General features: G+C 64.3%; 17 protein-coding genes. 8 read left to right on the top strand and 9 right to left on the bottom strand.

What is annotated here, in order from left to right; genetic code table 11:
• Window positions 1-3: 3 nt before the first annotated feature.
• The 6 genes from OKA05_RS22340 to OKA05_RS22315 all read right to left on the bottom strand — a co-directional run bounded on the left by OKA05_RS22340 (window position 4) and on the right by OKA05_RS22315 (window position 10,249).
• Window positions 4-1,059, bottom strand: a complete 1,056-nt coding sequence (locus tag OKA05_RS22340; protein ID WP_264489420.1) for a prenyltransferase/squalene oxidase repeat-containing protein — start codon at window positions 1,057-1,059, stop codon at window positions 4-6.
• Window positions 1,056-4,622 carry a coiled-coil domain-containing protein gene (locus OKA05_RS22335; protein WP_264489419.1) on the bottom strand — a complete coding sequence of 1,189 codons (3,567 nt, stop codon included), beginning with the start codon at window positions 4,620-4,622 and terminating at the stop codon, window positions 1,056-1,058. Before OKA05_RS22335 ends, OKA05_RS22340 begins: the two co-directional genes overlap by 4 nt.
• Window positions 4,623-4,638: 16 nt before the next feature.
• Window positions 4,639-7,038 (bottom strand): hypothetical protein, encoded by a 2,400-nt coding sequence (locus OKA05_RS22330; protein WP_264489418.1) that lies wholly within the window; start codon window positions 7,036-7,038, stop codon window positions 4,639-4,641.
• A 110-nt stretch (window positions 7,039-7,148) separates the two neighbouring features.
• Complete coding sequence (locus OKA05_RS22325) at window positions 7,149-7,448, bottom strand: hypothetical protein (protein ID WP_264489417.1); 300 nt, start codon at window positions 7,446-7,448, stop codon at window positions 7,149-7,151.
• Window positions 7,445-7,663 (bottom strand): addiction module protein, encoded by a 219-nt coding sequence (locus tag OKA05_RS22320; protein WP_264489416.1) that lies wholly within the window; start codon window positions 7,661-7,663, stop codon window positions 7,445-7,447. The genes OKA05_RS22325 and OKA05_RS22320 overlap by 4 nt, the downstream gene beginning before the upstream one ends.
• A gap of 39 nt (window positions 7,664-7,702) precedes the next feature.
• On the bottom strand, window positions 7,703-10,249 hold the full coding sequence (locus OKA05_RS22315) for an ABC transporter permease (protein WP_264489415.1): 2,547 nt from the start codon (window positions 10,247-10,249) through the stop codon (window positions 7,703-7,705).
• Window positions 10,250-10,457: 208 nt separating this feature from the next.
• On the opposite strand from OKA05_RS22315, the gene OKA05_RS22310 reads away from it, so the two are divergent.
• The 8 genes from OKA05_RS22310 (at window position 10,458) to OKA05_RS22275 (ending at window position 20,292) form a co-directional block, all read left to right on the top strand.
• Complete coding sequence (locus OKA05_RS22310; RefSeq protein ID WP_264489414.1) at window positions 10,458-10,928, top strand: host attachment protein; 471 nt, start codon at window positions 10,458-10,460, stop codon at window positions 10,926-10,928.
• 91 nt (window positions 10,929-11,019) lie between these two features.
• Complete coding sequence (locus OKA05_RS22305; RefSeq protein ID WP_264489413.1) at window positions 11,020-11,631, top strand: MBL fold metallo-hydrolase; 612 nt, start codon at window positions 11,020-11,022, stop codon at window positions 11,629-11,631.
• 120 nt (window positions 11,632-11,751) lie between these two features.
• Window positions 11,752-14,367, top strand: coding sequence for a hypothetical protein (locus tag OKA05_RS22300; RefSeq protein WP_264489412.1), 2,616 nt, complete (start codon window positions 11,752-11,754; stop codon window positions 14,365-14,367).
• Window positions 14,364-14,987: an SPFH domain-containing protein gene (locus OKA05_RS22295; protein ID WP_264489411.1), complete on the top strand. Its 624-nt coding sequence runs from the start codon at window positions 14,364-14,366 to the stop codon at window positions 14,985-14,987. Before OKA05_RS22300 ends, OKA05_RS22295 begins: the two co-directional genes overlap by 4 nt.
• Window positions 14,984-15,967: a prenyltransferase/squalene oxidase repeat-containing protein gene (locus OKA05_RS22290; RefSeq protein ID WP_264489410.1), complete on the top strand. Its 984-nt coding sequence runs from the start codon at window positions 14,984-14,986 to the stop codon at window positions 15,965-15,967. The genes OKA05_RS22295 and OKA05_RS22290 overlap by 4 nt, the downstream gene beginning before the upstream one ends.
• Complete coding sequence (locus OKA05_RS22285; RefSeq protein WP_264489409.1) at window positions 15,964-17,523, top strand: hypothetical protein; 1,560 nt, start codon at window positions 15,964-15,966, stop codon at window positions 17,521-17,523. The genes OKA05_RS22290 and OKA05_RS22285 overlap by 4 nt, the downstream gene beginning before the upstream one ends.
• Before the next feature lie 17 nt (window positions 17,524-17,540).
• The gene (locus tag OKA05_RS22280) at window positions 17,541-18,890 is read left to right on the top strand and encodes a hypothetical protein (RefSeq protein WP_264489408.1); all 1,350 of its coding nucleotides are present in this window, start codon (window positions 17,541-17,543) and stop codon (window positions 18,888-18,890) included.
• Between the two features lie 4 nt (window positions 18,891-18,894).
• Window positions 18,895-20,292 carry a hypothetical protein gene (locus OKA05_RS22275; RefSeq protein WP_264489407.1) on the top strand — a complete coding sequence of 466 codons (1,398 nt, stop codon included), beginning with the start codon at window positions 18,895-18,897 and terminating at the stop codon, window positions 20,290-20,292.
• A gap of 13 nt (window positions 20,293-20,305) precedes the next feature.
• Here the strand turns inward: OKA05_RS22275 and OKA05_RS22270 are convergent, their stop codons facing one another.
• From OKA05_RS22270 to OKA05_RS22260, 3 genes are read right to left on the bottom strand one after another with little or no spacing between them, the layout of a single operon-like run.
• A complete protein-coding gene (locus OKA05_RS22270; protein WP_264489406.1) occupies window positions 20,306-22,579 on the bottom strand; it encodes an FAD-dependent oxidoreductase in 2,274 nt (757 codons plus the stop codon).
• Window positions 22,580-22,587: 8 nt separating this feature from the next.
• Window positions 22,588-23,964, bottom strand: coding sequence for an MFS transporter (locus OKA05_RS22265; RefSeq protein ID WP_264489405.1), 1,377 nt, complete (start codon window positions 23,962-23,964; stop codon window positions 22,588-22,590).
• Window positions 23,961-26,210: a discoidin domain-containing protein gene (locus OKA05_RS22260; protein WP_264489404.1), complete on the bottom strand. Its 2,250-nt coding sequence runs from the start codon at window positions 26,208-26,210 to the stop codon at window positions 23,961-23,963. The genes OKA05_RS22265 and OKA05_RS22260 overlap by 4 nt, the downstream gene beginning before the upstream one ends.
• Window positions 26,211-26,297 lie beyond the last annotated feature (87 nt).

Below are 26,297 nucleotides of genomic sequence, written 5' to 3'. Positions count from 1 at the left end.
GGTTCACTCGGCTTCGTCCACCGTCTCGTCCCGCTGGTAAATCGGGAGCTGGCGGTAGGGCACCGTGAAGGCCAGCACCATCATGCAGGTGCCGTAGATGCGTCCGGCCTCGCGGCTGTTCCAGGAGCCGTCGTCGGTCTGCTTCTTCAAATAGGTCTCGTACATCCAGTTCGCGTAGTCGCTCCAGTAGCGGCCGCCGATCTGGAAGGTGCCCTGGGCGTTGTAGTAGTTCCCGTAGAATTCGAACTGGTCGCCGGGCAGGTCGCGGAAGGTCTTCATCACGTAGTCGGCGGCCTTGGTGGTCTCCGGCGAGCCGTGCTTGCCGCAGAGTTCGAGGCAAAGGAGGCCCATGCCGGTCAGCGAGCGCGCGTGGTCGGAGCGATTCATGTAGCCGAATGCGCCCTCCTTCTCGTCCTGGTGGCGGCTCAGGTAGCCCACCGCATCGGCGATCGCCTGATCCGGCACGGCGGCCCCATTGAGCTTGGCGGAGCGCAGCGCCATGAGCGCCCAGCCGCTGCACGAGGTGTCGCTGTCCGATGAGCCGGGATGGTAGCGCCAGCCGCCCTGATGGCGCTCGTCCTTCCTCACCGCCTGGGCCTTCAGGATCAGCTTCAAGGCGGGCGGCAGGGCCTCGGCGATCTTCTTCTGCCGCTGGGGGTCGACCATGCCGCTGACCTCGGAAAGGAACAGCGTGGCGATATTGTGGGCATACATCGGACCGCTGCCGGCGTTGCCCTTCTGGAAGAGCCCGCTGTCCTCTTGGTTTTCGAGCACGAAGTCGATGCTGCGATTCAGCGCCTGCGCGTATGGCCCCTCGGTCGGCAGATGGCCCTTGGAAAGGAAGGCCATGCCCGCGAGTGCCGGGATCCCGGTCGAATCGCCGTAGCTTTCCGGAAAGGAGCCGTCGCTCTTCTGGACCCGCGCGAGGTATTCGAGGGCGGACTCGACCGCCGGGTCGACGCGCCCGCGCCACTCGGCAAAGACCGGATCGGCGGCTTCCTGAGCCACGCCAGCAGAAGCCGTGAGGCAGAGGGCTAGGGAAATGATACGGGCTTTCATTCAGAGGTCATTGCTTCAAAATATTTCTTCACCAGCCCGCGGTATTCCTCGGGCACGCCGCCGGCACCGCTGCCCCCGACGTCGGATTTCAGGTTGGCCTGGATCTTCTCCCAGTCCGCGGCGCTGATCCCGAGCTTCGCTAATTCCGGCGGCACTCCGGGATCCGCCTCCGGGGTGCGGAGATTCTCGTCGGGCTTGTCGCCCGGTTCCTCGCCGGGCTGGCCGGGCATCGGTTGGCCAGGTTTCCCCTGCCCTTGCATCTGCTGGCGGGCAGCCTGCGCCGCCTTGGCCATGGCCTCTGCGGCTTGGGTCGCTTGATTCGCAGACTGGGGCGCTTGGCCCTGCTCCGAGGCTCGCGACGCGGACTGGAATGCCTCGGCAAGATCCTGCGGTGCCAGCGGGGCGCGATGTTGCTCCGGCTGCTGGCCCTTGGCTTGCTCAGCCGCCCGGTCAAACTCTTCCGCCGCACGACCAAGGGCATCGGCGCTGCGCTGGAGGTTCGCGGCCGACTGTTGGTGCTGGCCCGATGCCTCCTGGGCCTTGCCTTCGCCACTCTTTTGCGCCGCCGATTGCGCCTGCTCGCCACCCTGACGTGAGGTTTCCCGGGCCTCGTTCATGGGGCCTGATCCCTCCGCCTGCGGCATCTCCGCCACGGCTTCCGCGAGCTGCTTCGCCTCCTCGGCCTGAAGTTGCTGGAGACCTTGCAGCGCTTCCGCGGTCTTTCCTTCCGACAAGGCATCCAAGGCTTCCGCCACCTTCTCCTGCCGCTCCGCCAAGGCTTCGACTTCAGCTTTCATCTCCGCCTCCGCCGCTCCTTGTTCGGACTTGCCCTGCTCGGACTTGCCCTGCTCGGACTTGCCCTGCTCGGACTTGCCCTGCTCGGACTTGCCCTGCTCGGACTTGCCTTGCTCGGACTGGCCTTGCTCGGACTGGCCTTGTTCGGACTGGCCTTGCTCGGACTGGCCTTGCTCGGACTGGCCTTGCTCGGACTGGCCTTGCTCGGGTTGGCCTTGCTCGGGTTGGCCTTGCTCGGGTTGGCCTTGCTCAGACTGACCGGCTTCCCCTTGCTTTGGATCGGCAACAGACTCCTTCAGAGCCTCCGCGGCTTCCTTGGCCGCGTCCGCCGCGGCTTGGTCATCGCCTTTGGAAAGCGCATCTTTCGCCTGTTCGGTGGCCGCGACCGCTTCGGGCAATTGATCCGCCGCTTCGCTCCGCTGCTGCCGCGCTTCCGCCAGTTGCTCGGCCGCCGCCTCCGCGATCTTCGCCTGCTCTTTTGCCAAGGACTCGCGAAGCCCCTCGGGAGAACTCACCGGGGTCTGCTTCGCCTGTTCTTCCAAACCCTTCTGCGACTCGCTCAACGCCTTGGCTTCCTCCGCAAGCTTGCGCGCTTCCTCCGCCTGCGCTTCCAGCACCTCGGCCCGCGCCTGCGGTTGTTCGCGCAACTGCTGCCGCAACTGCTCCTCCACGCCGCGCTGACGATCCTGCCATTCCTGGTTCATCGGCGTCTCCTGCTGCGCCGTCGACTGCTTCTCGGCCTGCCGCGCCAATTCGCGCTGCTGCTGGGCCAGCTCTTGAAAGCGCGCCAGCTCCTCCACCTTCTGCCGGTCGCGTTCCATCGCTTCGCGCGCCTTCTCAAGATTCTTCACGGCTGCCTCCGCCTGTTCGCGGGCATTATCGAGCTTTTCCTCACGCTGCTGCTGGCCGTCCTGCAATGGAGCGCTTTCCAGCTCTTGCCGCGCTTGAGCCAGTTGCTCCGATGCCTGCCGTACTTCGTCCGCCTTGGTCGCGTGGACGCTTTCTTGCATCCGCTCGGCCAGCTTCTCCAGATTCTCCTGAGCCTCGGCCAGCCGCTCGCGGGCTTCCTCGAAGTGCTTCACCGCGTCCTTGCTCAACTCCTCGTTGCGCATCTCGCCGCGGTGCCAATCCATCCGCTCACGCGCTTCACGGGCCTGGCGCATCGCCGCCTCGATCGTTTCCCGCGCGCCATCATGCTCCGCCCGCAATTCCTGGCGCGCCAGCGACTCGGCATTGCGGTCGATCTTGATCAACAGCCACTCCGAATGTCCCACGCCAGGACCATCGAGATCCGCCGGCCGCGCGTCCACCGCGCGGACCCTCAAGCGTAGTTCACCGGCCTGCGGCCACGCCTCTAACAACTCGCCCACCGCCACTTCACCCTCGCCGCGATAGCGCGCCGGCTTGGCACCGCCGCCCAGCTTCTCAGGCAAGTCCCGCGCCAACCTCCGCGGTTCCTGGCCAGTTGTCTTCACTTCCAACTGCAGCGCCGCCACCCCGAAATCCTCGGTCACCTCGTAGCGCAGCCCCAACACCTCATCCGGTCGCACACGGAGTTCCGTGGCCACCGGGCTTAGCCAGCGCACCGCCGGCGAAAGATCCTCCAACACCCGCACGGGAAAGCGCAGCGCCTCCACCTCGCGGCCCAGCCGGTGCTTCAACATCAGCACCGCCTCGCCCGAGCCCGCCTCCTTCAGATCCCAAGCCACCATGACCCGGCCACCCGAAGCCGACTTCTCCAAAGCCCCGTCGGCCACACGCTTTCCATCGATCTCCAGCCAAGCCGCCTCGACCGCCGTGTTCAGTGCGCCGGTCAGCGCCACCTTGGTCCCGCGCACCGCCTCGATGCCACGACCCAGCGGGTCTTCCTTTGGCAGCAAGCCGGTGTATTCAGGAAAAGCCAGCTTCACCCGTGGCTCCGGGATCGAGGGCAAGGGCCACACCGTCACCTCGTAGCCGTCGCTTTCACCACGACCCGCACGGGCCTTGTAGCGGAAGCTCTCGCGCACGGGATCGAGGCGGTAGCTCCAGCCATCGCCGGCAGGCAGCATTGGCTGGATGATTTCGTTGCCGCCGGGCATCGCCATCACGAGCTCCAGTTGCTTGGCCGGGCCATCGTAGCTAGCCGTGATCTCCAGCGCATCGCCTTCAAGCAACTCCACGTCCTGCGGCTTCACGGAAAATTTCACCGCCCCGGCATTGCCCAGCGTGCTGAACGGCGCGACCGCACGCACCGCGAGCCGTGCCGCTTCCTTCGGCCATACGACGAAGACCAGCAGCAACAGCGCCGCCAAGGCGATCGCCGGCCGTGCCCACTTCTTCGCCGCGCCCACCGCCTTCAGCTCGGCGCGGGCGTCCACCTTGCCCACATCCTCACCCGCCGACTTGGCGAGCTCTTCTAACAGACTCTCCGAAACTCCGCCGTGGCCACCGGCCAGCTCCAGCACGGTGCTCATGCGTTCCTCGATTTCCGGGTGCCGTCCTTCGATCCAGCGCGCCACCTGCACCAGCCCGATCTTCCGCAGCAACGGCCGCAGCCCGACCACCGCCGCGGCCAAGGTGCCGACCACCCACACGCCGAACATCGCCCAGCGCGCGGCCTGCGGCAGCGGCGCGAGCAGATGATCCAGCGCCATCATCAGCAGCAAGCCGCCAAGCATGACGGTCGTCACCAGCAGGCCGCCGCGCGTCCACTGCGCTCGCCGGATGCTCGACCGCACCGCCTCCAGCCGTCGCCCGATTTCCCGCCTTGATTCGTCCGTGCTCATGACATCGCTCCTTTCATCATGGCAATCCACCGCCGCGGCGGATCACCCATTCGGCCGCCAGCAGCAGGGCGAACAGGCCCAGCACCAGCGCATTGTCCCATAGCGGCGTCTCGCGCAGTTCACGACGCGCGTCGCCTTCCTTCAAAAATAGTCCCGCCAGTTCGCCGGCATTCGCCGCATCCACGACCTTGCCGCCGGAAAGTCCGGCCACGGTTTCTAACAGCGGTCGGTTCAGCGTGGTCTCCGCCAGCTCCACCGGCCCGCGCGATCCGACCACGCGGAATCCCGCCGTCACCGCGGCATTGCCATCCTCGGCGGAAAGCCGGTCCGCCTGCTCGCCGCGCAGCCGCACCTCGTAGCGTCCCGGCTCGGCCAGCGGGGCGAGTTCGGCTTCGTGCAGGCCATTCGATCCCGCCACCGAAGTCAGCGGCACGCTCGAAACCACTTCGCCATTGCGCAGCAGCTCGGCTTTCAAATTCTCATCGGTGACCGGATTCAACTCCGCATCGCGCAGTCGGGCCGTCACCTTGATCCGGTCATCCGCCGTGTAGGTGAGCTGGTCGGTGCCGAGCCGGGCCCGGGAACCACCCGCGCGCAGCACCGGGCCCGCGCCCCAGCGGACCAGGTTGCCCCAGAAGCGGTGGTGATACAAATCCCCCGCCCCTTCGCGCAGCCGCCAGGTCCGGTCGGTGAGCAGAAGCGCCACCTTGCCCTTGCCGGTCTGGCGCGTGACCAGCAGCGCGGAAGCCGCCTCGTGCTCGCGCCGCTTCGCCAGCGCGTCGAGCGCGGCACTCAGCCCCTCGCCGCCGCCGACCTCCTCGCCTTGGCCATCGCCATTCGCGGTGAGCAAGACCTCCGCGCCCTCCTTCAAGCCTCGGATCGGCTGCCGCCACGAGACCGCGGGAAAGCCGGCCCACACCGCATCATTGGCCGCTTCGCCGGTCGCCTGCTGGACCACCGGGTGCGCACGGCCTTCCGCGGTCAGCGCGAACCGGAACGGTTCCCCGCCCGCCGAGTAAAAAGTACGATGCCTCTCGTAGGTCTCGACCGGTACCAGGCCTCGCCCGGTTTCCGAGGCAATCCCATGCGGCATGTATTGGGGACCGGCGATCATCACCAGCAGCGCCGCTCGTTCCTTGACGCAACCGTCCAGGATCTTCCAGTCGCGTTCATCGAGAGCTTCCGGCGCGATATCGCCCAGGATAATGACGTCGAACTTCCGCCACTCTTCCTCGCTCGTCGGCAGACGCGTCGCATGGGCATCGCCGAAGGGCCGCGAAACCGAGGCCGGAATCAGCACGTCATCCTGCCCCTCGATGCGATCGGGATGGAGCAGCACGTACTGCAGGTGCACCGACTTGTCGCGTCCGTAGAAGAGGTTCCGCAGGTAGCGGAATTCCCAGCGCGGCGAGCTTTCCACGATCAGGACATTCGTCCGGGCATCGGTGATGGACGTCTCGAAGGCCCACGCGTTGTTGTCGGCGAAGCGCTCGCCATCCAGCCCGTCGATCTCGATGCGGAACCCGCCGACGCCGCCTTCCTCAGGCACGGTGGTGAAGCGGACCTCTTCCCGATGATGGTCCTGCGGCACCGAAATCTCGCGTGACTCGATCTCCTCGTCGTCTCGCATCAGCTTCACCTTCGCCTGCTTGCCCTTGTAACCGTCGAATTTCAGCGAGGCGGTCACCCGCATCTTGTCGCCGAGGTGAATCGCCTCGGGTGCCTTCACCTCCAGAATCGAGGCGTCGCGCGGCGGCTCGGCACTGCCAGTCGCCACCACGCCCACCGGCGCATCCAGGATGCCGAAGCGCCGCGCCACATCCTCCACCCGGCCGGGCCGGTTGTGGCGTCCGTCGCTCACCATGATCACGCCCGCCAGGTCATCCGGCGGGACCTGCTCCAGGACCGTGCCGAGCGCGGCGGCCAAGTCCGTGGCATCGCCCCAGCCTTCTGCCTCACCTTCGCCCGTTTCCTTCACGCTGCGCGCCGCACGCACGGTGCGGACTTTCATCGACTCGGAAAGCGTCTTCACGAGGTTCGCCTGCTCCAAACCCCGCTCGCCGAGTTCCAGGCGTGTCGCGTCCGCGCCATCGTCTTTCAGATGCATCGACGCCGAATCATCCAGCACCACCACCAGTTCGCGATTCCGGTCGCGCTCGACCATCCGAACCCATACCGGCTCGATCAGGATCCAGCCGAGCACCGCCAGCGCCATCAGCCGCAGGCCTACCACCCAGCGGCCCCGCCCCGGCGTCACCGCGCCCGATTCGTAGCGATAAAGCCCGAGAACCAACTCCGCCGCCGCCGCACCCGCCAGGGCCACAGCCCACAGCGGCCACTCCGGCGACAGGCGCACGATCTTGCTCACCCCGTGGAGCAACGCCCACAGTGCGAGGAAAACGATCGGGAAACGCACCAGATGCCTCATGCCGAGCCTGCGCCTCCATCGGGGTGATCCAACAAATCCATTCCCGACCTCAACGCCCGGGAAGCTCTAGCTATTTCAACGAAGTCTGTCGTGAAATTTTATGCACGCCGAAGGTGCTCCCTGATCCACGACGGACTCCTGCGACAATCCACCACTGCTCTGACACTGACCACCACGCCCTCAACGGTGTAATAGATGGCAAACGGGAAGCGCTTCGAAAGCGCTCGATGCAGATTCCGGTAGGGCTGCCGGTGCATTCCTCCATGGATTCGCAGTGAATCGATATCGGAGAACAAGCTGTCGAGAAAGTAGGCTCCCAGCCCCTGCTCGCGGCCTTCGTAAAAGCGAAAACCCTCCACCAGATCCCGGCGGGCGAGATCCAAGATCTCGATTTTCATGAAATCTCGTCGCGGATTTGCTGCTTGGCGACTTCCCAATCAATGAACACCGCCTTGCCCTCCACAACCATTCGGTCGCGATGGTCCAGGATCTCCTTGTGCCATTCCGGCACTTCCAGCTCGTCCTCCTGCGGGGCAATACCGTCCCACAATGCCTCCATCATCCTCAACTTGTCGTGAAGAGGAAGTTCGCGGATCTCGGCGAGTGCGATCATGGAAACTTCATACCAGAGTTTCGTGAGGGAAACAACCCGCTATACTCCGCTCCGCAAGATCTCCAGCGGCGGGTGATGACAGACACCGCGGCTGAGGGCCAGGCCGCCGATCACGGAGATGCCGGTCGCCGCGACAAAGGCCCCAATCACCACCCCGAGGTCGGGCCATGGCGAGCCCTTGAAAAGGAAGATCGCCAGCGCTGCATTCCCCGCCACGGCCAGCAGCACACCGGTCAGCGCCGAGAGCAGGCCAAGCGCGGCATACTCGATCACCAGGATCGTCCGCACCTGTTTTGCAGAGGCACCCAAGGTCCGCAGCAGCACGCTTTCCCGCAGCCGCACGTCCCGCCCATTGAGCAAGGTGCCGATGACAATGGGTAGCCCCGCCAGCACGGTGAAGCCGGCCAGCACCGAAACGACGGTCGAGATTTTGTTCAGAATGTCCCGCACCGTTTCCAGGATCAGCGTGAGATCGATGGCAGTGACGTTGGCGAACTCGGCGATCAGGGACCGCTGGAGCTCGCCCGAGGCGGCCGGAGTGGGCGTTTTGGTCGTCACCACATGGAAACCGGGCGCGTCCTCCAGCACGCCCGGCGGGAAGACCATGAAGAAATTCAGGTTGAAGCGGCTCCAGTCGACCTTGCGCAGGCTCGTGACCCGGGCCTTCACCGGCACGCCTTGGATATCGAGCGTGAGTTCATCCCCTACCCCGATCCTCATGTCCTTCGCAATCTGTTCTTCCAACGAAAGCGGCACCGGCTGGTTCGGGTCAGGCACCGAGGTGTGCCAATCCCCGGCAACAAGCGTCTCCGTCGCATTCATTTCGGCGCGGTAGGTCGAGCGGAACTCGCGGCGGGCAATCCAGCGGGGCATGTTAGGCACGTCGCGCACCGGCACGCCGCGGATCGACTCGATGCGCATCGTGACCATCGGCGCGCTTTCCAGCACCGGCATGCCCTGTTTCTCCACGGTCGCCCGCACGCCAGCGACTTGGTCGGGCTGCACGTCGATCAGGTAGAGGTTCGGGCTCTCAGCGTTCTGGGTGATGTTCATGCGCTGCCGGATCAGGCTGCCGGTCAGCAGCACCGTCACTAACAGGAAGGTTCCGAGCCCCAGCGAGAGCAGGAACAGCAGGGTCTGGTTGCGGGGCCGGTGGAGATTGGAAAGCCCCTGCCGCAGCAGGTAAGGCATCCGCGAATTCACCGAACGGCGCGTGACGAAGATCAGCAGCTTCGCGACGCCGACGAGCACCGCAAACGCCACGGCCAGGCCGCCGACCAGCGACAGCGCGCGCTTCCACTCCGGGTCATTGGTCAAGGCAAGCAGCACCAGCAGCCCGACTAACAGGGCATACACCGGCAAGGCCCGCAGCGTGTTCCCTTCCAAGGTCGCCCCACCGCGCAAGGTCGCCGCCGGCGAAATCCGGCGGATCTTCAGCAGCGGCAGCAATGCAAACCCGCAACACACCGCAAAGCCAGCCGCAGTGGTCCGCGCGACCACCGCCCATTCCGGCGACGGCTCGACCGAGACCGGCAGGCTGCCTTGGAAAAACGCCAGCGTCCCTGTCTGAAGCACGATTCCCAGCATCGCCCCCACCACCGCGCCTAACAGTCCCAGCGCCGCGGCTTGCACGAAGTAGATCCCGAAGGCGACCTGCCCCGGACAGCCGAGGCAGCGCAAGATCGCCACCGTCGGCACTCGCCGCGTGACGTGGGCATGCACCGCACCCGCCACGCCGATGGCTCCGAGCACCAGTGCGGCCAGTGCCAGGATGCCGAGGAACCGTTGGAAATGCTCAAGCGCATCGCCGAGGTTCTCGCGCCGGTCGTCAGGCGTTTCGAGCCGCCACGGGGTATCGGGGAAACTCGCCCTGATCTTCTCCTTCAAGCCACCTTGGGCATCCGGAATCTCCAGATGCACCTGATGGGACGCCATGCTGTTCTTTGACAGAAGGCCGCTGCGTTCGACGTCGCCCAGCCGCACGTAGGCTTCCGGCGCAAATCCGCTGAAGCGGCTGCTCTTCGGCGCGGGCTTGGTGACCGAGCCCAGAATCGGCAGTCGCAGACCGCCGAGTTCCACTTCATCACCCGGCTTGGCGCCGAACTGATCGAGCAAGGCCGGCTCTAACAAAATCCCCGGTCCGTCCTTCAGGCGCTGCCACCCGCCGGCGGGATTCGTTTCGACCTCTCCGTAGTAAGGATAGCCCCCCTCCAGCCCGCGCACCTGCACCATCCGCGCCGCGCCGCCGGGCAGAAACTTCAGCATCGAGGGAAAACTCGTCTCACGGCTGACTTCGCGAGCCATCCCTTTCAATCGCGCGAGGTCATCGTCCGAGACCGGCTGGCGCGACGAAATCTGCAGGTCAGAGCCGAGCAGGGCCTTTGCCTGCGTCTCGATGCCCTTCTGCACGCTCGCCTTCAGCGAATGGATGGCGGTCAGCGCCGCGATTCCGGCGACAATCGCCAACGAGAAGATCAGCAGCCGCCCTCGCTGCGACCGGCTGTCCCGCCAGGCCATCCGCCAGGTCCATGGGTGAAAGAGGGCGGCAATAAAATACCTGGGGAGCGTGCGGGATCCGGAACTCATGCGCGTGCAATCAGCAAAACCTGTCGCCACCTTGGCATTCGCGAGCCATTTGACAAATGGGAGCTTCGTTTGCCCTCCCATGTTACTTCGTTTTTCTTGAGTTCACACCTTCAAACCAAGCAGGGACGGGCATTAGCCATTCGTTCCTTGCATCACGGCAGGGCGCTCTCCATGGTCTGATCGAATCGTACCTCGATTCCTATTTATCATGGAACCGCTTATCATCCTTTCGAACTTGGGTCGGGTGCGAGTCCTGACCTTCCTCGCGGCGGGCGATGACCCGAAGCAGCAAGCTCACCTCCGCGAAATTCCCGGCAGCCGGGTGGAACTTCGACCGCAGTCGGTCACCAAAGTAGTGACCGATCAGGCCGGGCGCTCGACACAAAGTGGACCGGTTGGCCTCGCCGGCGGTATGTCCTATGGGGAAATGCACGGATTGGAAACCGAGCTGGAGCGTCAGGCTCTGGCGAGGATTGCCATGGAAATCGGCGACCGGGTGACCGCGGAAGGAAATCCCCGGTGGCACCTGGTGGCTCCCGCCACGATTCTCCCGTCCCTCAAGAAAGCGTTGTCCGCAGCGGTCCAGAAAACCTTGGCGGGATCCACCGCCGGGGACCTGACCAAACTGCCGCTCGCCAAGCTGGAGGCGCAGCTCTTGCACAACGGTGCGATGAAATAATCTGCCCCGGTTCCGCCGGGAAATCGTGATAACTCGGCCAGAGTCCGGGGGTGGATTGACACACCCCGGCAGGCCGGGCTTGATCCCGCACATGCCCGAGCGCTTCACCGGTGGTTTCTTCCAGACGAATGGCTACCTGTTGAACGCACCGGACGGATCCCACCTGCTGGTGGATGCTCCGATGGGAGCGGCGGCATGGTTGAAGGCCAAGGACATTGTGCCTGCCGCCGTGCTACTCACTCACCAGCACATCGATCACGTCGAAGACGCGGCAGCGATTGCGGCGATGGGCGCGCGGGTGTATGCCTTTTCGCCGCATTCCTCCGACCTGACGCTGGAAGCGCTGTTGCAAGGCTTCGGCATGCAGGTGCGGGTGGAACCCTTCGTGGTGGACCAACTGCTGGAGGGTTGCCAAGAGCTGGAAGTTGGTGGATTGCGCATGCGACTGGCGCACGTGCCGGGGCACTCGGCCGACAGCGTGACATTTTACGTGCCGGAGTTGGGCGAGCTGTTCTCCGGAGACACCCTGATGGCCCAAGGACTGGGTCGGTCGGATTTCCCGGGCGGCAACGGAACCCTGCTCATCGACGGGATCCGCGAAAAACTCTTCGCACTACCGGAAAACACGCAGGTCTTCCCCGGCCACGGGCCTGACACCACGATCGGCGCGGAACGTGCTGAAAACCCGTACTGCGGCGATTGAAGGGGACGAAACGCCAGCCCGGCGGCGCTTTCCTCCCGCGAGAAATCCGCTGGAAATCGGGGGCTGTCCCTGCGAGTTTCGCAAAGCTGATGAATCAACCGACGTTTAGAGCCTGAACCCATGGCAAACGAACCGCAAACGCCGGTGGAAATCCCGATGCCCGAGTCGCTGCGGCGACAGCTCGATCAGTTCCGCCGCCGCCTGTGGCGAAACAAGATCGCGGAAGCGCTGCTGGCGGGTCTATTCGGGCTGGTAGCATCGTTCCTCGTGGTGTTCGCGCTGGACCGGGTGTGGCAAACGCCGGGACCGGTGCGACTCGGGATTTTGATCGGCGGCACCTCCTTGGCCGCGGTTTTCGCACCGCTGTGGCTGCACCGTTGGGTGTGGAAGCACCGCCGGGAGAACCAACTCGCCAGCCTGATCGCCAAGAAATACCCGGGGCTGGGTGACCGGCTGCTCGGGGTCGTGGAACTGCAAGGCCAGCACGAGAATGCCGACACCCTGTCGCCGCGCCTGCGGGCCGCGGCCATGGAACGGGTGGCGGAAGAGGCGGAGCGCCGGAAACTCGATGGAGCGCTGCCGTCCTCGCGCAACCGCACCTGGGGATTGGCCGTATTCTCGGTGATCGCCCTGGCGGCAGGCGGATTCATGCTGGCGCCAAAGGCCGGCTGGAGTTCGCTCAAGCGCTGGCTGCTCCCGCTTTCCTCGTCCCCTCGCTACACGTTCACCTCGCTGGAAAATGTCCCCGCGGAACTGACCGTCCCGCAGGGTGAGGCATTCCGGGTGAGCTTGCGGCTGGCGGAAGATTCTGAATGGACGCCGGACGACGGCTCGGCCCGCTACGGCCGCCAGGATCCAGTGGCCGCCCTCCGTGAGGAAAAGACCTACCATTTCGATTTTCCCGCCCAGCAGGACCCAGGGCTCCTCAAGGTCGAGATCGGCGACGCCAAGCACTCGATCAAGGTGACCCCCACCCTGCGGCCGGCGATCCGCAAGGTATTCGCGAACGTGAGCTACCCCGATTACCTGCAGCTCCCCGGACGGGAGCTGGATTTGGGATCGGGCGTGCTGACCGCCGTCCAGGGCAGCAAGGTCAGCATCACCACCGACGCCACCCGCGAGCTGAAATCCGCGAAATACGGCCCGCTGACCCGTGAACGGGCGGCGATCGGCGAAGGCGGAGCGATGACGGTTACGGGGACCTCGGCCCAGACACCACCCTTGGAGATCGCCGCCGAAGGTTTCACGGTGCCGATTTCATGGACCGACGTGCTGGGGCTGGATGGACAAGACGGCTTCGAGGTCCGGATCGACGCCCTGCCCGACGAAGCACCGGGCATCTACATCCAAGGCCTGGCCCGCCAGCACGTGATGCTGCCAGAGGAGACAGTCGATTTCCAAGTGCTCTCGGAGGACGACTTCGGCATCCGCCGGATCGGGCTGGAGTGGCGCGGTGAGTTCACCCGTGCGACCGACGAAACGCCTGCCTCGGGCGAGATGAAGTTGGTGGACGGCGGGCCATCGAGCGACCGCCTTTCGGGCGATGCGGCGTTTTCACCGGCCACCCACGGCATCGTGCCGCAGAAGCTGACGTTGCGGGCATGGTCCGAGGACTACCTGCCGGGCCGGCCGCGGTCCTACTCGGAGCCGGTGACCTTGTTCGTGCTGACGCTGGATGAACACGCGCAGATGCTGAAGACCCAGTTCGACCGGGCCATCGGCGAGCTGGAAGACCTGGCCCGCCGCGAGCGCGATCTTTTCGAGGAAAACCAGCGCTTGGAAAAACTGGACGACGCGAAGCTCCAGGAGGACGCGGCGAAGAAGCGTCTTGAATCCCAGCAGGAAGGCGAGCGCCAGCAGACCGAGCGGATGAAGGATCTGGCGGAAAAGATGGAGAAGCTCTTCAAGGACAGCGCCCGCAACGACAGCATCGACAAGGAAACGATGAAGAAGATGGCGGATGCCATGCAGTCGATGAAGGAGCTTTCGGACAAGGATATGCCCGAGGTGGAGAAGAAACTCGGCGAGGCGCAGGACCAGAAGAACTCCCAGGAGAAGGCCAAGGAAGACGTCGAAAAGGCGGTCGAGAAGCAGAAGGACGTGCTAAAGAAGATGCAGGACGCCGTCGACAAGGCGAACGACGCCAACGAGCGCTTCGAGGCCAGCACCTTCGTCAACCGCCTGAAGAAGGCGGCCTCGGAGGAAACCGGCATCGCCACCACGGTGATTGATCCCACCTTCTACGAGCGCACCGCCGGCCAGCGGCTCAATGAGATGGACCCATCGGACTCGGGCAAGCTCATGGACACCGTCCGCCAGCAATCGAACACGACTTCGGACGTGCGCTGGATTCAGGAAGACCTGGGGCATTTCCACGCACGCACCAACAAGGAACCCTACCGCAAGGTGCTCGACGCGATGATGGAGTCCCGCATCGACATGCAGCTCGAGGACATCCGTCGCCTGCTGGAAGCGAACCAAGGCTCGCTCGCTTGGGAAGGCGCCAGCAAAGCCGCCACCAAGCTCACCGAGTGGGCGAAGCTGCTCGAAGGCGAGAAAGATGAACAAGGCGGCGGTGGCGAAGGCAGCGGCAGCCCGCCCGACCCGGATGAAGATTTCGAGTTCATGCTGCGTGTGATGAAAATGATCCAACAGGAACAGGACATCCGCGCCCGCACCCGTTCGCTGGAAACCCTGCGCCGCTCCTACGAAGGCACGCCACCCACCAAGCCATGAAAACCATCGCGCTTCTCCTCGCCCTGCCCCTGCTCGGACTCCACGCCGAGGAGCCCGATGTCGGCACCAAGATCGCCGAGCATCAGGAAGGCTCGCGCAAGCTTTCCGAAAATCAGGACGAGCTCGCGGCGGATGTGCAGCAGCTCATCATCGAGCAAACCAACCCGAAGGTGATCGAACTGCTGGAAAGCGTCGAGGAAGCGATGGACGAGGCGTCCGGGCTCTTGCTCGATCGTGACACCGGCGGCACGACCATCGCGGCGGAGACCGATGTCATCGAACGCATCTTCGAAGCGGCCAAGGAGAAGCAAAAGCAATCCGGTGGCCAACAAGGCGAAGCCAGCGGCGCGATGCTGGAAATGATGCAGGAGATGATGGGCAAAGGAAAACCCGCCGACAAACCGGGCGACCAGCCGGGACAGAAACCCGGCGACAAAGGTGGCGAAGGCCAAACCGGCGATTCCGACTCGGCGAATTCGAAGGACGGGGGGACCTCCGGAACCAAGTTCGAGGAACGCCGCGTGCCGAAGGCCTCCGGCAAGGCAGGCCAAGGATTGCCGCGCGAATTCCAAGACGCGCTCGACGCCTACAACCGCGCCGCCGAAAAACTCGCGAAATGAAAGGCTACCTCCCGCTTTTATTCCTCACTGCCACCTTGCCGCTGGCGGCGCAGGATCTTCCGCGACGGCCGGATGACCCGATCCCGCCCCAGGTCGATGCGATGTATGAGCGGGGCCTCGCTTACCTCTCGAAAAGCCAGAACGCCCGCGGTTCTTGGGACGATAGCATGGGCAGCGAGCCCGGCGTGGTCGCGCTGTGCGTGGTCGCCTTTCTTGCCCATGGCGAGGACCCGAATCACGGACCCTACGCCAAGAGCATTTCCAAGGGCATCGACTACCTGCTCTCACAGCAGAACTCGACCAATGGCTACATCGGCAACAGCATGTACAACCACGGCTTCGCGACGCTGGCGCTGGCCGAAGCCTACGGCTGCGTCGAGGATCCTAAGATCGCTCCGGCCCTGCAGAAATGCGTGGAGCTGATCCTGAGCGCCCAGAAGCGCAACAATTCCAAGGCTTGGCGCTACACCCCAGACAGCACCGACGCGGATACCACGGTCTCCGGCTGCCAGCTCGTGGCGCTGTATGCGGCAAGAAATGCCGGGCTGCCCGTGCCGGACGAGGCCTTGAAAAACGGTCTCGCCTACATGGCGCGCTGCCGCGGCACCGACGGCGGCTACGGCTACACCTCCGCCGGCGGGCCGAAGCCCACGCTCACCGCGATCGGCGTGCTGTGCCTGGCGCTCGCCAAGGACAAGGAAGGCAAGGGATTCCAAGCCTCCGTCGAATACCTCCGCAAGAATCTCAACTACCGCGACCGCCACTACCCGTATTACTTCGAGTACTACATGTCGCAGGCGCTCTTCCATGCCGAGCCGGACACTTGGAATGATTGGAATGCGCGAAACATCCGCTATCTTTCCACCATCCAGGCACGGGATGGCTCCTGGCCCGGCAACAAGGGCCAGTCCTTCAATACCGCCGGCTCGCTGCTTTCGCTCGCCCTGAACTACCGTTTCCTGCCGATCTACGAGAAATGATCCGACCGTTCGTCATCGCCACCTTGCTCGCCGCGCCCTTGGCCGCCGATGAGGCCGTGCCCGCCGCCGATCTGCTGCGCTTCACCAATGGCAACCAGATCGATGGTCGCTTCGCCGGCATGGACTCCGGCGGCGTGGTCACTTGGACAAGGCCGGACGTAACGACACCGATGCCGTTCCAGCGCGAAAAGATCCGCCAGATCGTCCTGCGCAATGCGCGGCCACTGTCCGCGATGGCCGACCCATGCCACGTGACCTTGATCAATGGTGACCGCATTCCCGGCAAGGTGGTCGCGGCAGACGAGGACAACGTGACGATCGAGACCACGGTCGCCGGCACCATGGTGTTGCCGCGCGAGGCGGTCGCGGTAGTCGCGCCGAATCCCTTCGGCGGCCGCCTGCTTTACGCCGGGCCCTTCGATGACAAGGGCTGGAATCTCGTCCGGTCCGATGGCCCGGTGGTGGAGCCGGATCCCTTCGCCGGCAATTTCCGCGCGCCGCTGCCACTTCCCCTAAAGCTGGAGGACGAGGACAAGGACAAGCCGTCGTGGGTGCATACCGGTGCCTCATGGTATTCGCGCGGCGGGGCTGCCGATGCAATCACCCTCGATGCCGGCCTGCCGGACCGCGCGTTGCTGCGCTTCAAGCTGGGCTGGCGCAGCCGCCCGAGCATCTCGGTCGCCTTTCACGCCGACCTCCAGCGCCCGGAGGTAAAGGAAAAGGAAGGCGAGGCGGAGGAAGAACAGCCGCGGCTGAACTTCGGCGGCATGCAGCACCTCCCCCGGCTCTTCGGCACCGGCTACGTGATCAATTTCCAAACCGGCTTCGTGTACTTGCAGCGCACGTGGTTCGATGACGAGGGCCAGCCAAAGGCCGAGCGCTTCCGCAACAGCAACACTTCCGTGCGGTTGCCCGATACCGGCGAGGCGGTCTTTGAAATCCGCTGCGATCGCCAGCAAGGCACCATCACTGTGCACATCGACGGCGAATTTGCCGTGCAGTGGAACACCACCGACGAGGGCGCACGCGTGGGGGACGATGCCAAACCCGGCCGTCCCGTTACCTATCATGGTCCCGGCAGCGGCATCGGCTTCATCGCCCAAGGAAACTCCGCGCCCGTCCGCATCTCCGACATCATCGTGGCCGAATGGAATGGCCTGACCGACTCCGCCCGCAGCATGGAAAGCGATCACCGGGACATTGCGCTGCTGGCCAATGGCACCGACCGCTTCTCCGGTCGCGTGCTGGCGATCCGCGGCGGCATGGCCGAGATCGACGCCAGTTACGGTCCGCTGAAGGTGCCGATGGCCGACATCGCCGAAATCCACTTCGCCCGCGATCGCCGCCGCAAAACCAACGAAGCTCCAGCCTCGGAAATCGCCGTCCACCTGCAACCGGTTGGTCGGATCAGCGGCACCCCGCTTGCCTCCGCCAACGGCCGCATCCAGCTTGAATCAGCGCTGGCAGGAAAGATCGACCTCGATCTCGCCCCTGCCGTCATCCTCGAGTTCCAGGCCGGCGGCGGTTTTCTCGACGAGTGGGACGACGAACAGTGACTACCCCTCTTCTTCCCGTGATCCGCTCCGCATCCATCCTCGCGCTCCTGCTCCTGCCCGCCGCTGCGGACGAGGTGATCCTTTCCGACAACTCGCGGTTGAATGGCACCGTCACCGCCCTCGCCGACAGCGGTCAGGTGCTGCTCCAGAGCGACCTCGCCTTCGAGCCTTTCCAAGTCCGCGCCGATCATCTGCGGAAAGTGGTATTCTCCGCTGGCAGTGAGAAGGACGACCAGCACGACTGCATGGTCACCCTCGCCAATGGCGATCAATTTCCCGCCGATCTCAGCGGAATCGACGATAGCGCGGTGACGGTTCGCACCGATTTCGCCGGCGAAATCCGCATCCCGCGTGAATCCGTCGGCACCGTCCAACTCGGCGTCCGCCCTCGCAAGACCATCTATCGCGGACCCGACAACGACACCGGCTGGACCATCAAGAACGGCTGGCGCTACGACACGCGCCGCTTTTCCGCGGACAGCACCGGCACCCTCTCCCGCGAGTTCGATATCCCCGGCTCGTTCGCCCTGAAGTTCCGCCTTACCTGGCGGAACTCGCCGAACATCCAGGCCTACTTCGCCTCCGATTCCTTCGAGACGACCGGCAAGGCGAACCGCTATTACATCCAGCTCAATGCCTCCGGCTTCGAGCTCAAGCGCCAGGATTCCAGCGGCAACAACGGCGCATATTACTCGATGGCGACCATCCCGCGCGACGCGACGGACTTTGAAAAGTCCGCCGTCGAGGTCGAGCTGCTGGTCGATCGCCATCTGGGAAAGGTCTACGTCCTGCTCGATGGCGAGGAGGCCGGCCAATATCCCGATCCCGCAAAGTCCGCCCCCACCGGCCAAGGCATCATGTTCCGGAGCCTGATCGGCGGGGATGACCTGCAAACCGTTTCCCGCATTGAAGTCCGCGAATGGGATGCCTCGGCGGCCCGCCATGGCAATGAGGAGCGCGGCGACACCACCCGCGACGTGGTTATCACCCGCAGTTCCGACCGCGGCACCGGCAAGATTCTCTCCATGACCGCCGCTGCCGAAGGTGCCACCCTCCGCTACAAGGGCCCGCACCATCCGGAACCGGTGGAGCTGCCGCTTTCGGAGATCTCCACCATGTTTTTCACGAAGCCCGGCAACACCGAAAGCCCGGCCGCCACCGACCCGCCCCTCACGCTCGGCCTGCGTGGCCGCGGCTCGCTCGGCGTCAGCGGCTGCGCTTTCAACGGCGAACAGATCGTGACCAAGCATCCCCTGCTCGGCGAACTCGCCGTCCGCCGCGATGCCGTGGCCAGCTTGCAGCGCGACCCTGAGAAACCCGGGAAAAAGGAAGTCGAGGAACCCGAAGAAGAGGAAGAGGAGGAATGACGCCATGAAAATTCCCTCCGCTCTTCTGCTTCTCGCCGGTTGCTTCCCGCTCACCGCACAGGAAACGGAAATCCTTTGTGTCGACGGCAGCCGCATCCGCGGCTCGCTGCTCGGCGTCGAAGTCGATCGACTGCAATTCGAGGCCGCCTTTCTTGCCGCGCCCGTCCCTCTGCGACTGGAAAAGGTTCTGGAAGTCAGCTTGCCCATCCATCGCGGCGATTCCAAGGGCGACCACGTCGCCACCATCACCCTGACGAATGGTGATGTGCTGCGGGGTGAACTCATCGGCATCGACAAGGATTCCATCAAGCTCCGCACCTGGTATGCCGGTGAACTGACTTTCCGCCGCGCCATGGTGGACAACCTGGAAATCCAGGATCGCCCGGATCTCATCTACAGCGGGCCCGACGGAATCGACGGCTGGACCCAGAGCGAACCCGGCACCTGGCAATTCGAGCACGGCTGGCTGCGGGCGAAAGGGGCCGGAAGCATCGCCCGGAATTTCGAGCTCCCGGCCAAGGCGCGCTTCGCCTTCGACCTCTCGTGGCGTTCGAATCCGCGCTTTAACTTCCTGTTCTATACCGACGACATCACCAAAGCTCACCCCGAAAACGCCTACGAGCTGATCATCCAGGGCGGCCGCTACGTGCAACTCCACAAGCGCTGGTCCAAGGGCGACAAATCGGGTAGCAACACGCTCGGCAATTTCGCCAACGTGCCCGAACTCGTGAACAAGGAGCGGTGCCGCATCGAAATGCTGGTGGACCGCAAGACCGGCCTCATCCGCATGCTCGTCAACGGGCGCGTCGCCCAGGATTGGACCGATCCCGATCCCGATGCCGGCCTGCATGGCGGCGGCATGCATTTCAGCACCCAGGACAATGTCCAACTGCGGGTCTCACGCATCGAGGTCACCTCATGGGATGGCGTCCTCGAGGGCAAGCCGCCGGAACAGGATGAAGGCTTCATGGATGAGGATGACACCCCGCAGCCCGAGACCGATGTCCCCGTCGATCCGACCCGCATCCGTCTCCGCAACAACGACCAGATCGCAGGAGAGATGCTCGGCATCGAGAACAGCAAGGTGAAGCTCAAGACCGCCTTCGGCGAAGTCAACCTGCCGGTCTCCCGCCTACGCACCTTTGCCCTTCACACCAAGGAGCAGCGCGAGAATTGGGACCTCTATCAGATTCCCAAGCGCTACAATGGCGATGTCCGCGCATGGTTCCCCGACGGTGGCTGCATCACCTTCAAGCTGGAGGATGCCGGCGGCGGCAAGCTGGAAGGCAGCGCACAGAGCTTCGGCAAGGCGAGCTTCGAGCAGAAGGCCTTCGCCCGCATCGAATTCAATCTCTACGCGCCGGAACTCGACGAGCTTCGCAATCGCGGCGACGCGTGGTGAACCGCCGCGGGGCTTATCGTCCGAAGCAACGCACCCGAAACACTGCCGCGGGCGCGCCATGAGTGGCGAGGATGCGCAGCGTGAGACCTTTCGTGGCAACGCTCCCCCGCCATTCAAAGCGGGCGCCGTGATGATCACGGGCGGCATGAAGGACCTTCCCCTGCCCGTCTAACAAGTCGAAGTCCTTCGCCATAAAAGGCACCACTTCCTCCGGATGGGTCATGAGCACCGACTCCATGGGATGATCCCAGTCGGGATCCAGCTCCACGATCACGTGGTCGAGTTGGACCGCTTCATTCCACTCGAGGTGGAGCTCGGGTTGCGGGTCGGCGGGATCAGCGACCCAGGCATTCGGCATCTCGACCGGCCTCGAATGACCGGCCACGACATTGGCCGGAGAAAACACATCCAGCGGAGGTTCGAAGCTCATCGCCAGGTTCCGCCCCTCGGGTCGGCGCTTTGGAAGCCAGAACTCGAAGGTGTCGATGCCGATCCCCGGCGGTGGGCTTTGCACGTTCGAGCTGGCGACAGCCTTGTTGAAGGCATTCGTCACCGCGAGCACGCCTGTCACGCGATCGTCGCTGACCCGCACCCGCACGGCGGAATCCTCGCAGAGCTTGATGAAATGATAGCCCTCGCGCTCGACCGGTTGCGCGAACACGGCGGTGACCAGAGACTGGCCGGCGCTGAAGGGAGCTTCCAGCGCCTCGATCTCTTCGTCGGGGGTGAAATTTCCGGGCTTCGCTGAGCGGCGCAGTTCGATCCTCAAGGCTCCCGCCTGCTCGGCTGAAACCTCAAGCGTGATAGTGGGGCGCGTTCCTTGTCGGAGCGGAACCAGCATCGCCCAGCCGCTATCGAGGCGGACCCAAGCCATGTTAGAATGAAGCTCGGAAAGGATGAACTGAGAACTGGCGGTCACGATCGCCTTCGGCGCCAGATCGGTGGAATCCTCCAGCACCTTGCCCGGCAGGAATTGGCCGCCGCGTTGGAGCCGGACTTGGAGTTCCCGGAGCTTCTCACCCGACGACAAGTCCGCAGGCAGGCTGCCGGTCTCGCGGCACAGCGCTGCCGCGGTGCCAACTGCCTGTCCGCCGGCCGCGCAGGTGGCCATCACGCGGGTCGAGCCAAAGGCCACGTGACTCGCACTGATAATGCGTCCGGCAAGGAAGAGGTTCTTGATATTACGACTGTAGTAGCAGCGCCACGGGATGCCGTAGACCCCCTTGGCATGCCATTGGGTGCAGCCGTTGAGCTCGGAGTAAACGCCATCGGCCGGATGAAGATCGACCGCCCAGCCACCGTGGGCGACCACGTCCTCGAACTCCCGTTGCTTCACCAGATCCTGTTGGCGGAGGAGGTAGTCCCCCTCGAATCGCCGGCTCTCGCGCTTGCCGGGGATGTGGCCGACCCATTCGAGCGTCAGCGTTTCCGCCTCGGGAAACTTACCGGAGTTCTTGATGTAGTCCCACACGCCATAGACGACCTTCCACAGTTCCCATTTGATCTCCTCGGTCTGATGGACGGTGTCGAGACGGCCGCCGTACTCGATCCACCAGAAGTTGCAGCCCTGCAGGTTGGTGTGGAATTGCCGGTAGCGCGGGATGCGGGTGATGTCCTTCAGCGCCCAGCTCGGTGCGGTGAACTTGACCGGCGTGCCCGTGTCCTTGCTGTAAAAGTAGATCGAGTGCCCGAGCATCTCGCCGTAGCTGGCGTCCGGTGCGAAGCCTTCGCCGAATTCGTCCTTCGACTCGGCACCCATGCGGAACGCGGCACCCGCCATGAAGCCGACCAAGCCGTCCCCGGATGCATCGCAAAACAACGGAGCACTCAGCAGGTAGCGCGTCGAGTTCTGCGAGCAAAAGGCGTGGACCGCGGAGATCGTGTCGGCGTCGCTCTTCTCAAGGTCGAAGACGGCGGTGTTGAGCAGCAGCGTGAGGTTCGCCTCCTCGCGGCATTTCTCTAACAAGATGGTGTCGAAGATCAACGCATTGCCCTGGCGGTTGCGGAAGAGGTTCTCCTCGAGGATCTCGTTGATGATGCCGCCCTCGCGCGCCCAGCGGTTGTTGTTCCCCATGTGCGAGGTCGCGCCGAGCACCCACAGGCGGACTTCGCTGGAGGCATTACCGCCAAGCACCGGGCGATCCTGGACGAGCACGACCTCTGACCCACTGCGTGCGGCTGCGATGGCCGCACAAACCCCGGCGAGGCCTCCGCCGACGACAACAAGATCGGAGTCGAGGGTGTCGGTGCGGAGCGGGCGCTTGTCGGATGGCGGTTGGAGCAGCATGAAGAAAGTCAGATTTTCGCCGGGCGCAGGCGATGGATGCCACCGGCCCACAGCAGCAGCAGCGCGAGCGGATGAAGGAAGGCCATGGCAAGGAACCACGGCTCGTAGCCCTTGCCCTCCACCGCACCGATCAGCGGTCCGAAGAGAGCTTTGAAGCCTTGGTCGAGGAAGCCGGCCGGCTTTGACGACGGGCCGGACACCATGGCGGCGACGATCATATTCATCGCGATGCCGCCGAGCGTGCTGCCCGCGGCGACGACGCTGAACACCGTGCCGATGGAGTGCTTCGGCACCACATCGACGACGATGGCGCTGATGTTGATCAACCAGGCAAGCGCGGCAAACACGGCGCAGACGGTGAGGGTCATCGTAACACTCAGCCCGGCGGCCTTCGCGATGAACGGCGACACCGGCATCAGGCAGGCGCAGCCGAGCATGATCCACAGGCGGGCTTGCACGGGAGCACAGCCATTCTTCACGAGGACGCCCGATCCCCAACCGCCCACCAGGGAACCCACGCCCGCAGCCGCATAGACGACCCAGGTGATCGTCAGCGAGCCTTGGTCAAGACCGCGGCCGGTGTTGAGGTACTTGGCAAACCAGAACTGATAGAAATACCAGACTGGATCGGTGAGCAGACGGCCGAACAACAGCAGCCACACCGGACGGAACGTGAGCACTTGTCTCCAGGTCCAGCCCTTCTCCCCTGCCTCCGTGGGCGCTTCGCCGTCTTCGATCAGGGCGAGTTCCCCGGCTGAGATCAGCTTGCTTTCACGAGGCCGGCGATACAGGGCGAACCAAGGAATCAGCCATAGGATGCCCGCAAGGCCGGTGATCACGAACGCGACGCGCCAGCCGGCACCGTGACCGAAGAGCCCTTCGATGAAGGGCAGCTTGCCGGCGTAGTCATAGGTCGCCAGTGGGATGACGAGATACGGCGCCACCGTGGCGCCGATGGTCGCGCCCATCGTGTAGAGACCGATCGCCAACGCGCGCTCGCGGGCCGGGAACCACTCGGACACGGCCTTCGATGCCGCGGGCCAAACGCCGGCCTCGCCCAGTCCTAACAGAAATCGACACGCCCCCATCGAGCGAAGTCCTTGCGCCCACGCGGTGACGATATTGGCCAGTGACCACCAAACCACGAAGATCGCGGTGCCGGACCGGGTTCCAAGCCGGTCCACCAGCTTGCCCGAGATAAGATAAGCCACGGTGTAGGCGACCAGGAACAGGTTGACGATGTTCGCGTAGTCGCGGTCGTCCATCCCGAGGTCGGCCTGGATGGTCGGTGCCAGCGCCGACAGCGTTTGCCGGTCGATGTAGTTCAGCACCGCCGCCAGGAATACTAGGACAACGATCCACCAACGTAGTCCCCGGATGGTCATGGCTTGGAGTTCGTGCGATCGAACTCAAGGTAGGCGAGACTGATGCACCACGTCGCGCCATAGTTCACCCAGCCTTCGGCATGGCGATAGGAGCCCTCGGGATTGAAGGGATACATCTCGCTGCCGGGCCCGGAGGAGATCGATCCGCGGCAGAGTTCAAGGCGCGCGCAGTGGTTGTTCGGGAACTTCTTCGGCCACGGGCGATCGATCCCCGTGAACCCATCGAGGAGCTGGGGAGCCGCCGCCAAGCGCGGGTTGCGGCCGAAAACGGCGTCGGCATGAGTGACCGCGAGTTCCTGCATCCGCGCCTTGAGTCTCGGATCGTCGATCACCCATGAGGCGGACAGCGCGATGGCGGGCGTGCCGAGCCAGTTGCCCACGTCGTTGAGCTTGGGGATCGTCCAATGCTTGCCGTCATCGAAGCGGCGGAAGTCCCACAGATTGTCCGAGCGCTTGGCAGCAACCTCCGCCCACGCGGTGATCTTCTCCTTCAAGCCGGCCGGCGCGTGGTTAGGATAGCGTTGTAGGAGCCAGACGAGATTCGGGATTGTCCGGTGCTCGCTCATTCGGTGCCCCTTGGTGGTACGGGGATCGTTCCAGTCGAGCTTCTTCACGATCCACTCAGCCTGCTTCACCGCGGCATCCAGATAGCGGTCGGGCTCGGGAAGCTTGTCGCGCTTGGCGATCTCATGCATCAGCAGGTTCGGCACGATCGAGTGCCCGGGCGCGTGGCGGCCCTTGTAAGGATGAAGCAGGCCCGCATGCGGATTGTCGCCGACGAGCTGCTCGGGAGTCAGATAGGTCTCGGGATTCCACCATTTCGGAATCTCCAGCGAGCGACTCCAGTTCTCGACGCAAAAGGTACGACACTTCTCGTAGAAGGTGCGCGGCAACCACTTCTCCAACTGCGGCCACGCCCACACCACATAGGCGACCTGCTCGACCGTTTGCGGGTGGATCTGCCGTGGATCCGGATCACCGCTCGGGTCCTTGGTGGCCGGATTGACGAGATAGTAGCCGGCACCCCAGTGGATGAGCTTCACCACATCGGGCGCGTCGGGCTTCGGCGGCTCCAGTTCGGTGAAGTACTTGCGGACGGCATCCATGACGCCCTCGCTGCACGGGTTCTTCGCGTCGAACTTGAAGGCCGCGTCGAGCACCCGGCGCTTGTCGGCGTCCCAATCCATCTGCCGCGGCATCGCTTCAATGCGGGCGGGAGCGGCACGGTGCAGCAAGACCAGCGACGGGACGATGGCGTCGTAGTTGGTGCCATCACGCCACGGACAACCGCCGTAGGCGCTCGGATGGGTGCCAACGACGCTCCGTGAATCGATGAGGAAATCGACCGCCGGCTGCCAGAAGAGATCCTGATAGAGATCGGGCTGGATCAGGAAGCGATCACTGGTGCCGGAGCGCAGGCTGCCGCCCCTGACTTCGATCACGTATTCGGTGGCCGAACCGGCGGGCTTGAAGACGGAGAAATCACCGACGTTTCCGCGGATCTCGGCTTGATAAAGCGGATCGCCGCCGTCCGCAGCGCGCACGACGAACCTCGAACCATCCGGAGACAGGGGCGCGGTGAAACGCTTCGTCCTCGCGGTCTCGAACCCCACTTCATTGAGCGCGATCTGATGCACGCCACGATCCACGGCGCGGGTGCCGAGACGCTCCCCGGTCAAGCCGACGCCCATGGCGGTCTTCGCGTCTGCATACACGGCGATCTCGCGGAGCCGCGCGGGGGACTTCTCCGGCACCACCAGCTTCAACGCGGTCACCCGGTTCAGAGACACCAGCAGACGCTTCGCGGGATCGATATTGCCCCGGACCTTTCCCGTTTCGGGATGCTGCCAGCGCCCGTCGGTTTCAAAAGACACGTCGAAGCCCGCAAGCCCCGGTTGATCTTCCCAGCCCGTATAGACATCTATCGCGCCGATCGACACCGGCCGGGCGAAGCGGATCTCGATGGAGGGCTGCTTGTCCGTCTCGGAGGCGAGCCAGCGAGAACGGTCATCCACCACACCGTCGATCGCATAGGAGGCCGGATTCAAAGGGCGCACGCTGCTGGAGGTCGCCTCGGCACCCACGGCCAGGTTCGGGCTCTGCGCGACTGCGCTTGCGAGCGAGATCGCCGCAAAAGCGGCGGCGACCAGCGAACTTGGGATTCGGCACTCCATGGCCGCGACCATGCCACGGGCTGCCGGGCAGGCAAACCTTTCCTGCGCATTCGTGTAATTTTCTTTCGTCATTTAACAATCTGTAGTGCGTCAGTGCAATTTCATGAGACCGCAGGTGATTTTATCCTTACGCATTTACAACAGGTGAGTTCGCGCAAT

The organism is Luteolibacter arcticus (assembly GCF_025950235.1).
Classification (GTDB): domain Bacteria; phylum Verrucomicrobiota; class Verrucomicrobiia; order Verrucomicrobiales; family Akkermansiaceae; genus Haloferula; species Haloferula arctica.
The sequence above is the reverse complement of the archived record's forward strand: the minus strand, read 5'-3'. Positions and strand labels throughout refer to the sequence as shown.

Bases quoted from the DNA above. Each gene is read 5' to 3' on its own strand.
- OKA05_RS22275 (WP_264489407.1), top strand. From the start codon at position 18,895: ATGAAAATTCCCTCCGCTCTTCTGCTTCTCGCCGGTTGCTTCCCGCTC.
- OKA05_RS22310 (WP_264489414.1), top strand. From the start codon at position 10,458: ATGGAACCGCTTATCATCCTTTCGAACTTGGGTCGGGTGCGAGTCCTG.
- OKA05_RS22285 (WP_264489409.1), top strand. From the start codon at position 15,964: ATGATCCGACCGTTCGTCATCGCCACCTTGCTCGCCGCGCCCTTGGCC.
- OKA05_RS22295 (WP_264489411.1), top strand. From the start codon at position 14,364: ATGAAAACCATCGCGCTTCTCCTCGCCCTGCCCCTGCTCGGACTCCAC.
- OKA05_RS22300 (WP_264489412.1), top strand. From the start codon at position 11,752: ATGGCAAACGAACCGCAAACGCCGGTGGAAATCCCGATGCCCGAGTCG.
- OKA05_RS22340 (WP_264489420.1), bottom strand. From the start codon at position 1,059: ATGAAAGCCCGTATCATTTCCCTAGCCCTCTGCCTCACGGCTTCTGCT.
- OKA05_RS22315 (WP_264489415.1), bottom strand. From the start codon at position 10,249: ATGAGTTCCGGATCCCGCACGCTCCCCAGGTATTTTATTGCCGCCCTC.
- OKA05_RS22325 (WP_264489417.1), bottom strand. From the start codon at position 7,448: ATGAAAATCGAGATCTTGGATCTCGCCCGCCGGGATCTGGTGGAGGGT.
- OKA05_RS22260 (WP_264489404.1), bottom strand. From the start codon at position 26,210: ATGACGAAAGAAAATTACACGAATGCGCAGGAAAGGTTTGCCTGCCCG.
- OKA05_RS22290 (WP_264489410.1), top strand. From the start codon at position 14,984: ATGAAAGGCTACCTCCCGCTTTTATTCCTCACTGCCACCTTGCCGCTG.
- OKA05_RS22305 (WP_264489413.1), top strand. From the start codon at position 11,020: ATGCCCGAGCGCTTCACCGGTGGTTTCTTCCAGACGAATGGCTACCTG.
- OKA05_RS22270 (WP_264489406.1), bottom strand. From the start codon at position 22,579: ATGCTGCTCCAACCGCCATCCGACAAGCGCCCGCTCCGCACCGACACC.
- OKA05_RS22320 (WP_264489416.1), bottom strand. From the start codon at position 7,663: ATGATCGCACTCGCCGAGATCCGCGAACTTCCTCTTCACGACAAGTTG.
- OKA05_RS22265 (WP_264489405.1), bottom strand. From the start codon at position 23,964: ATGACCATCCGGGGACTACGTTGGTGGATCGTTGTCCTAGTATTCCTG.
- OKA05_RS22335 (WP_264489419.1), bottom strand. From the start codon at position 4,622: ATGAGCACGGACGAATCAAGGCGGGAAATCGGGCGACGGCTGGAGGCG.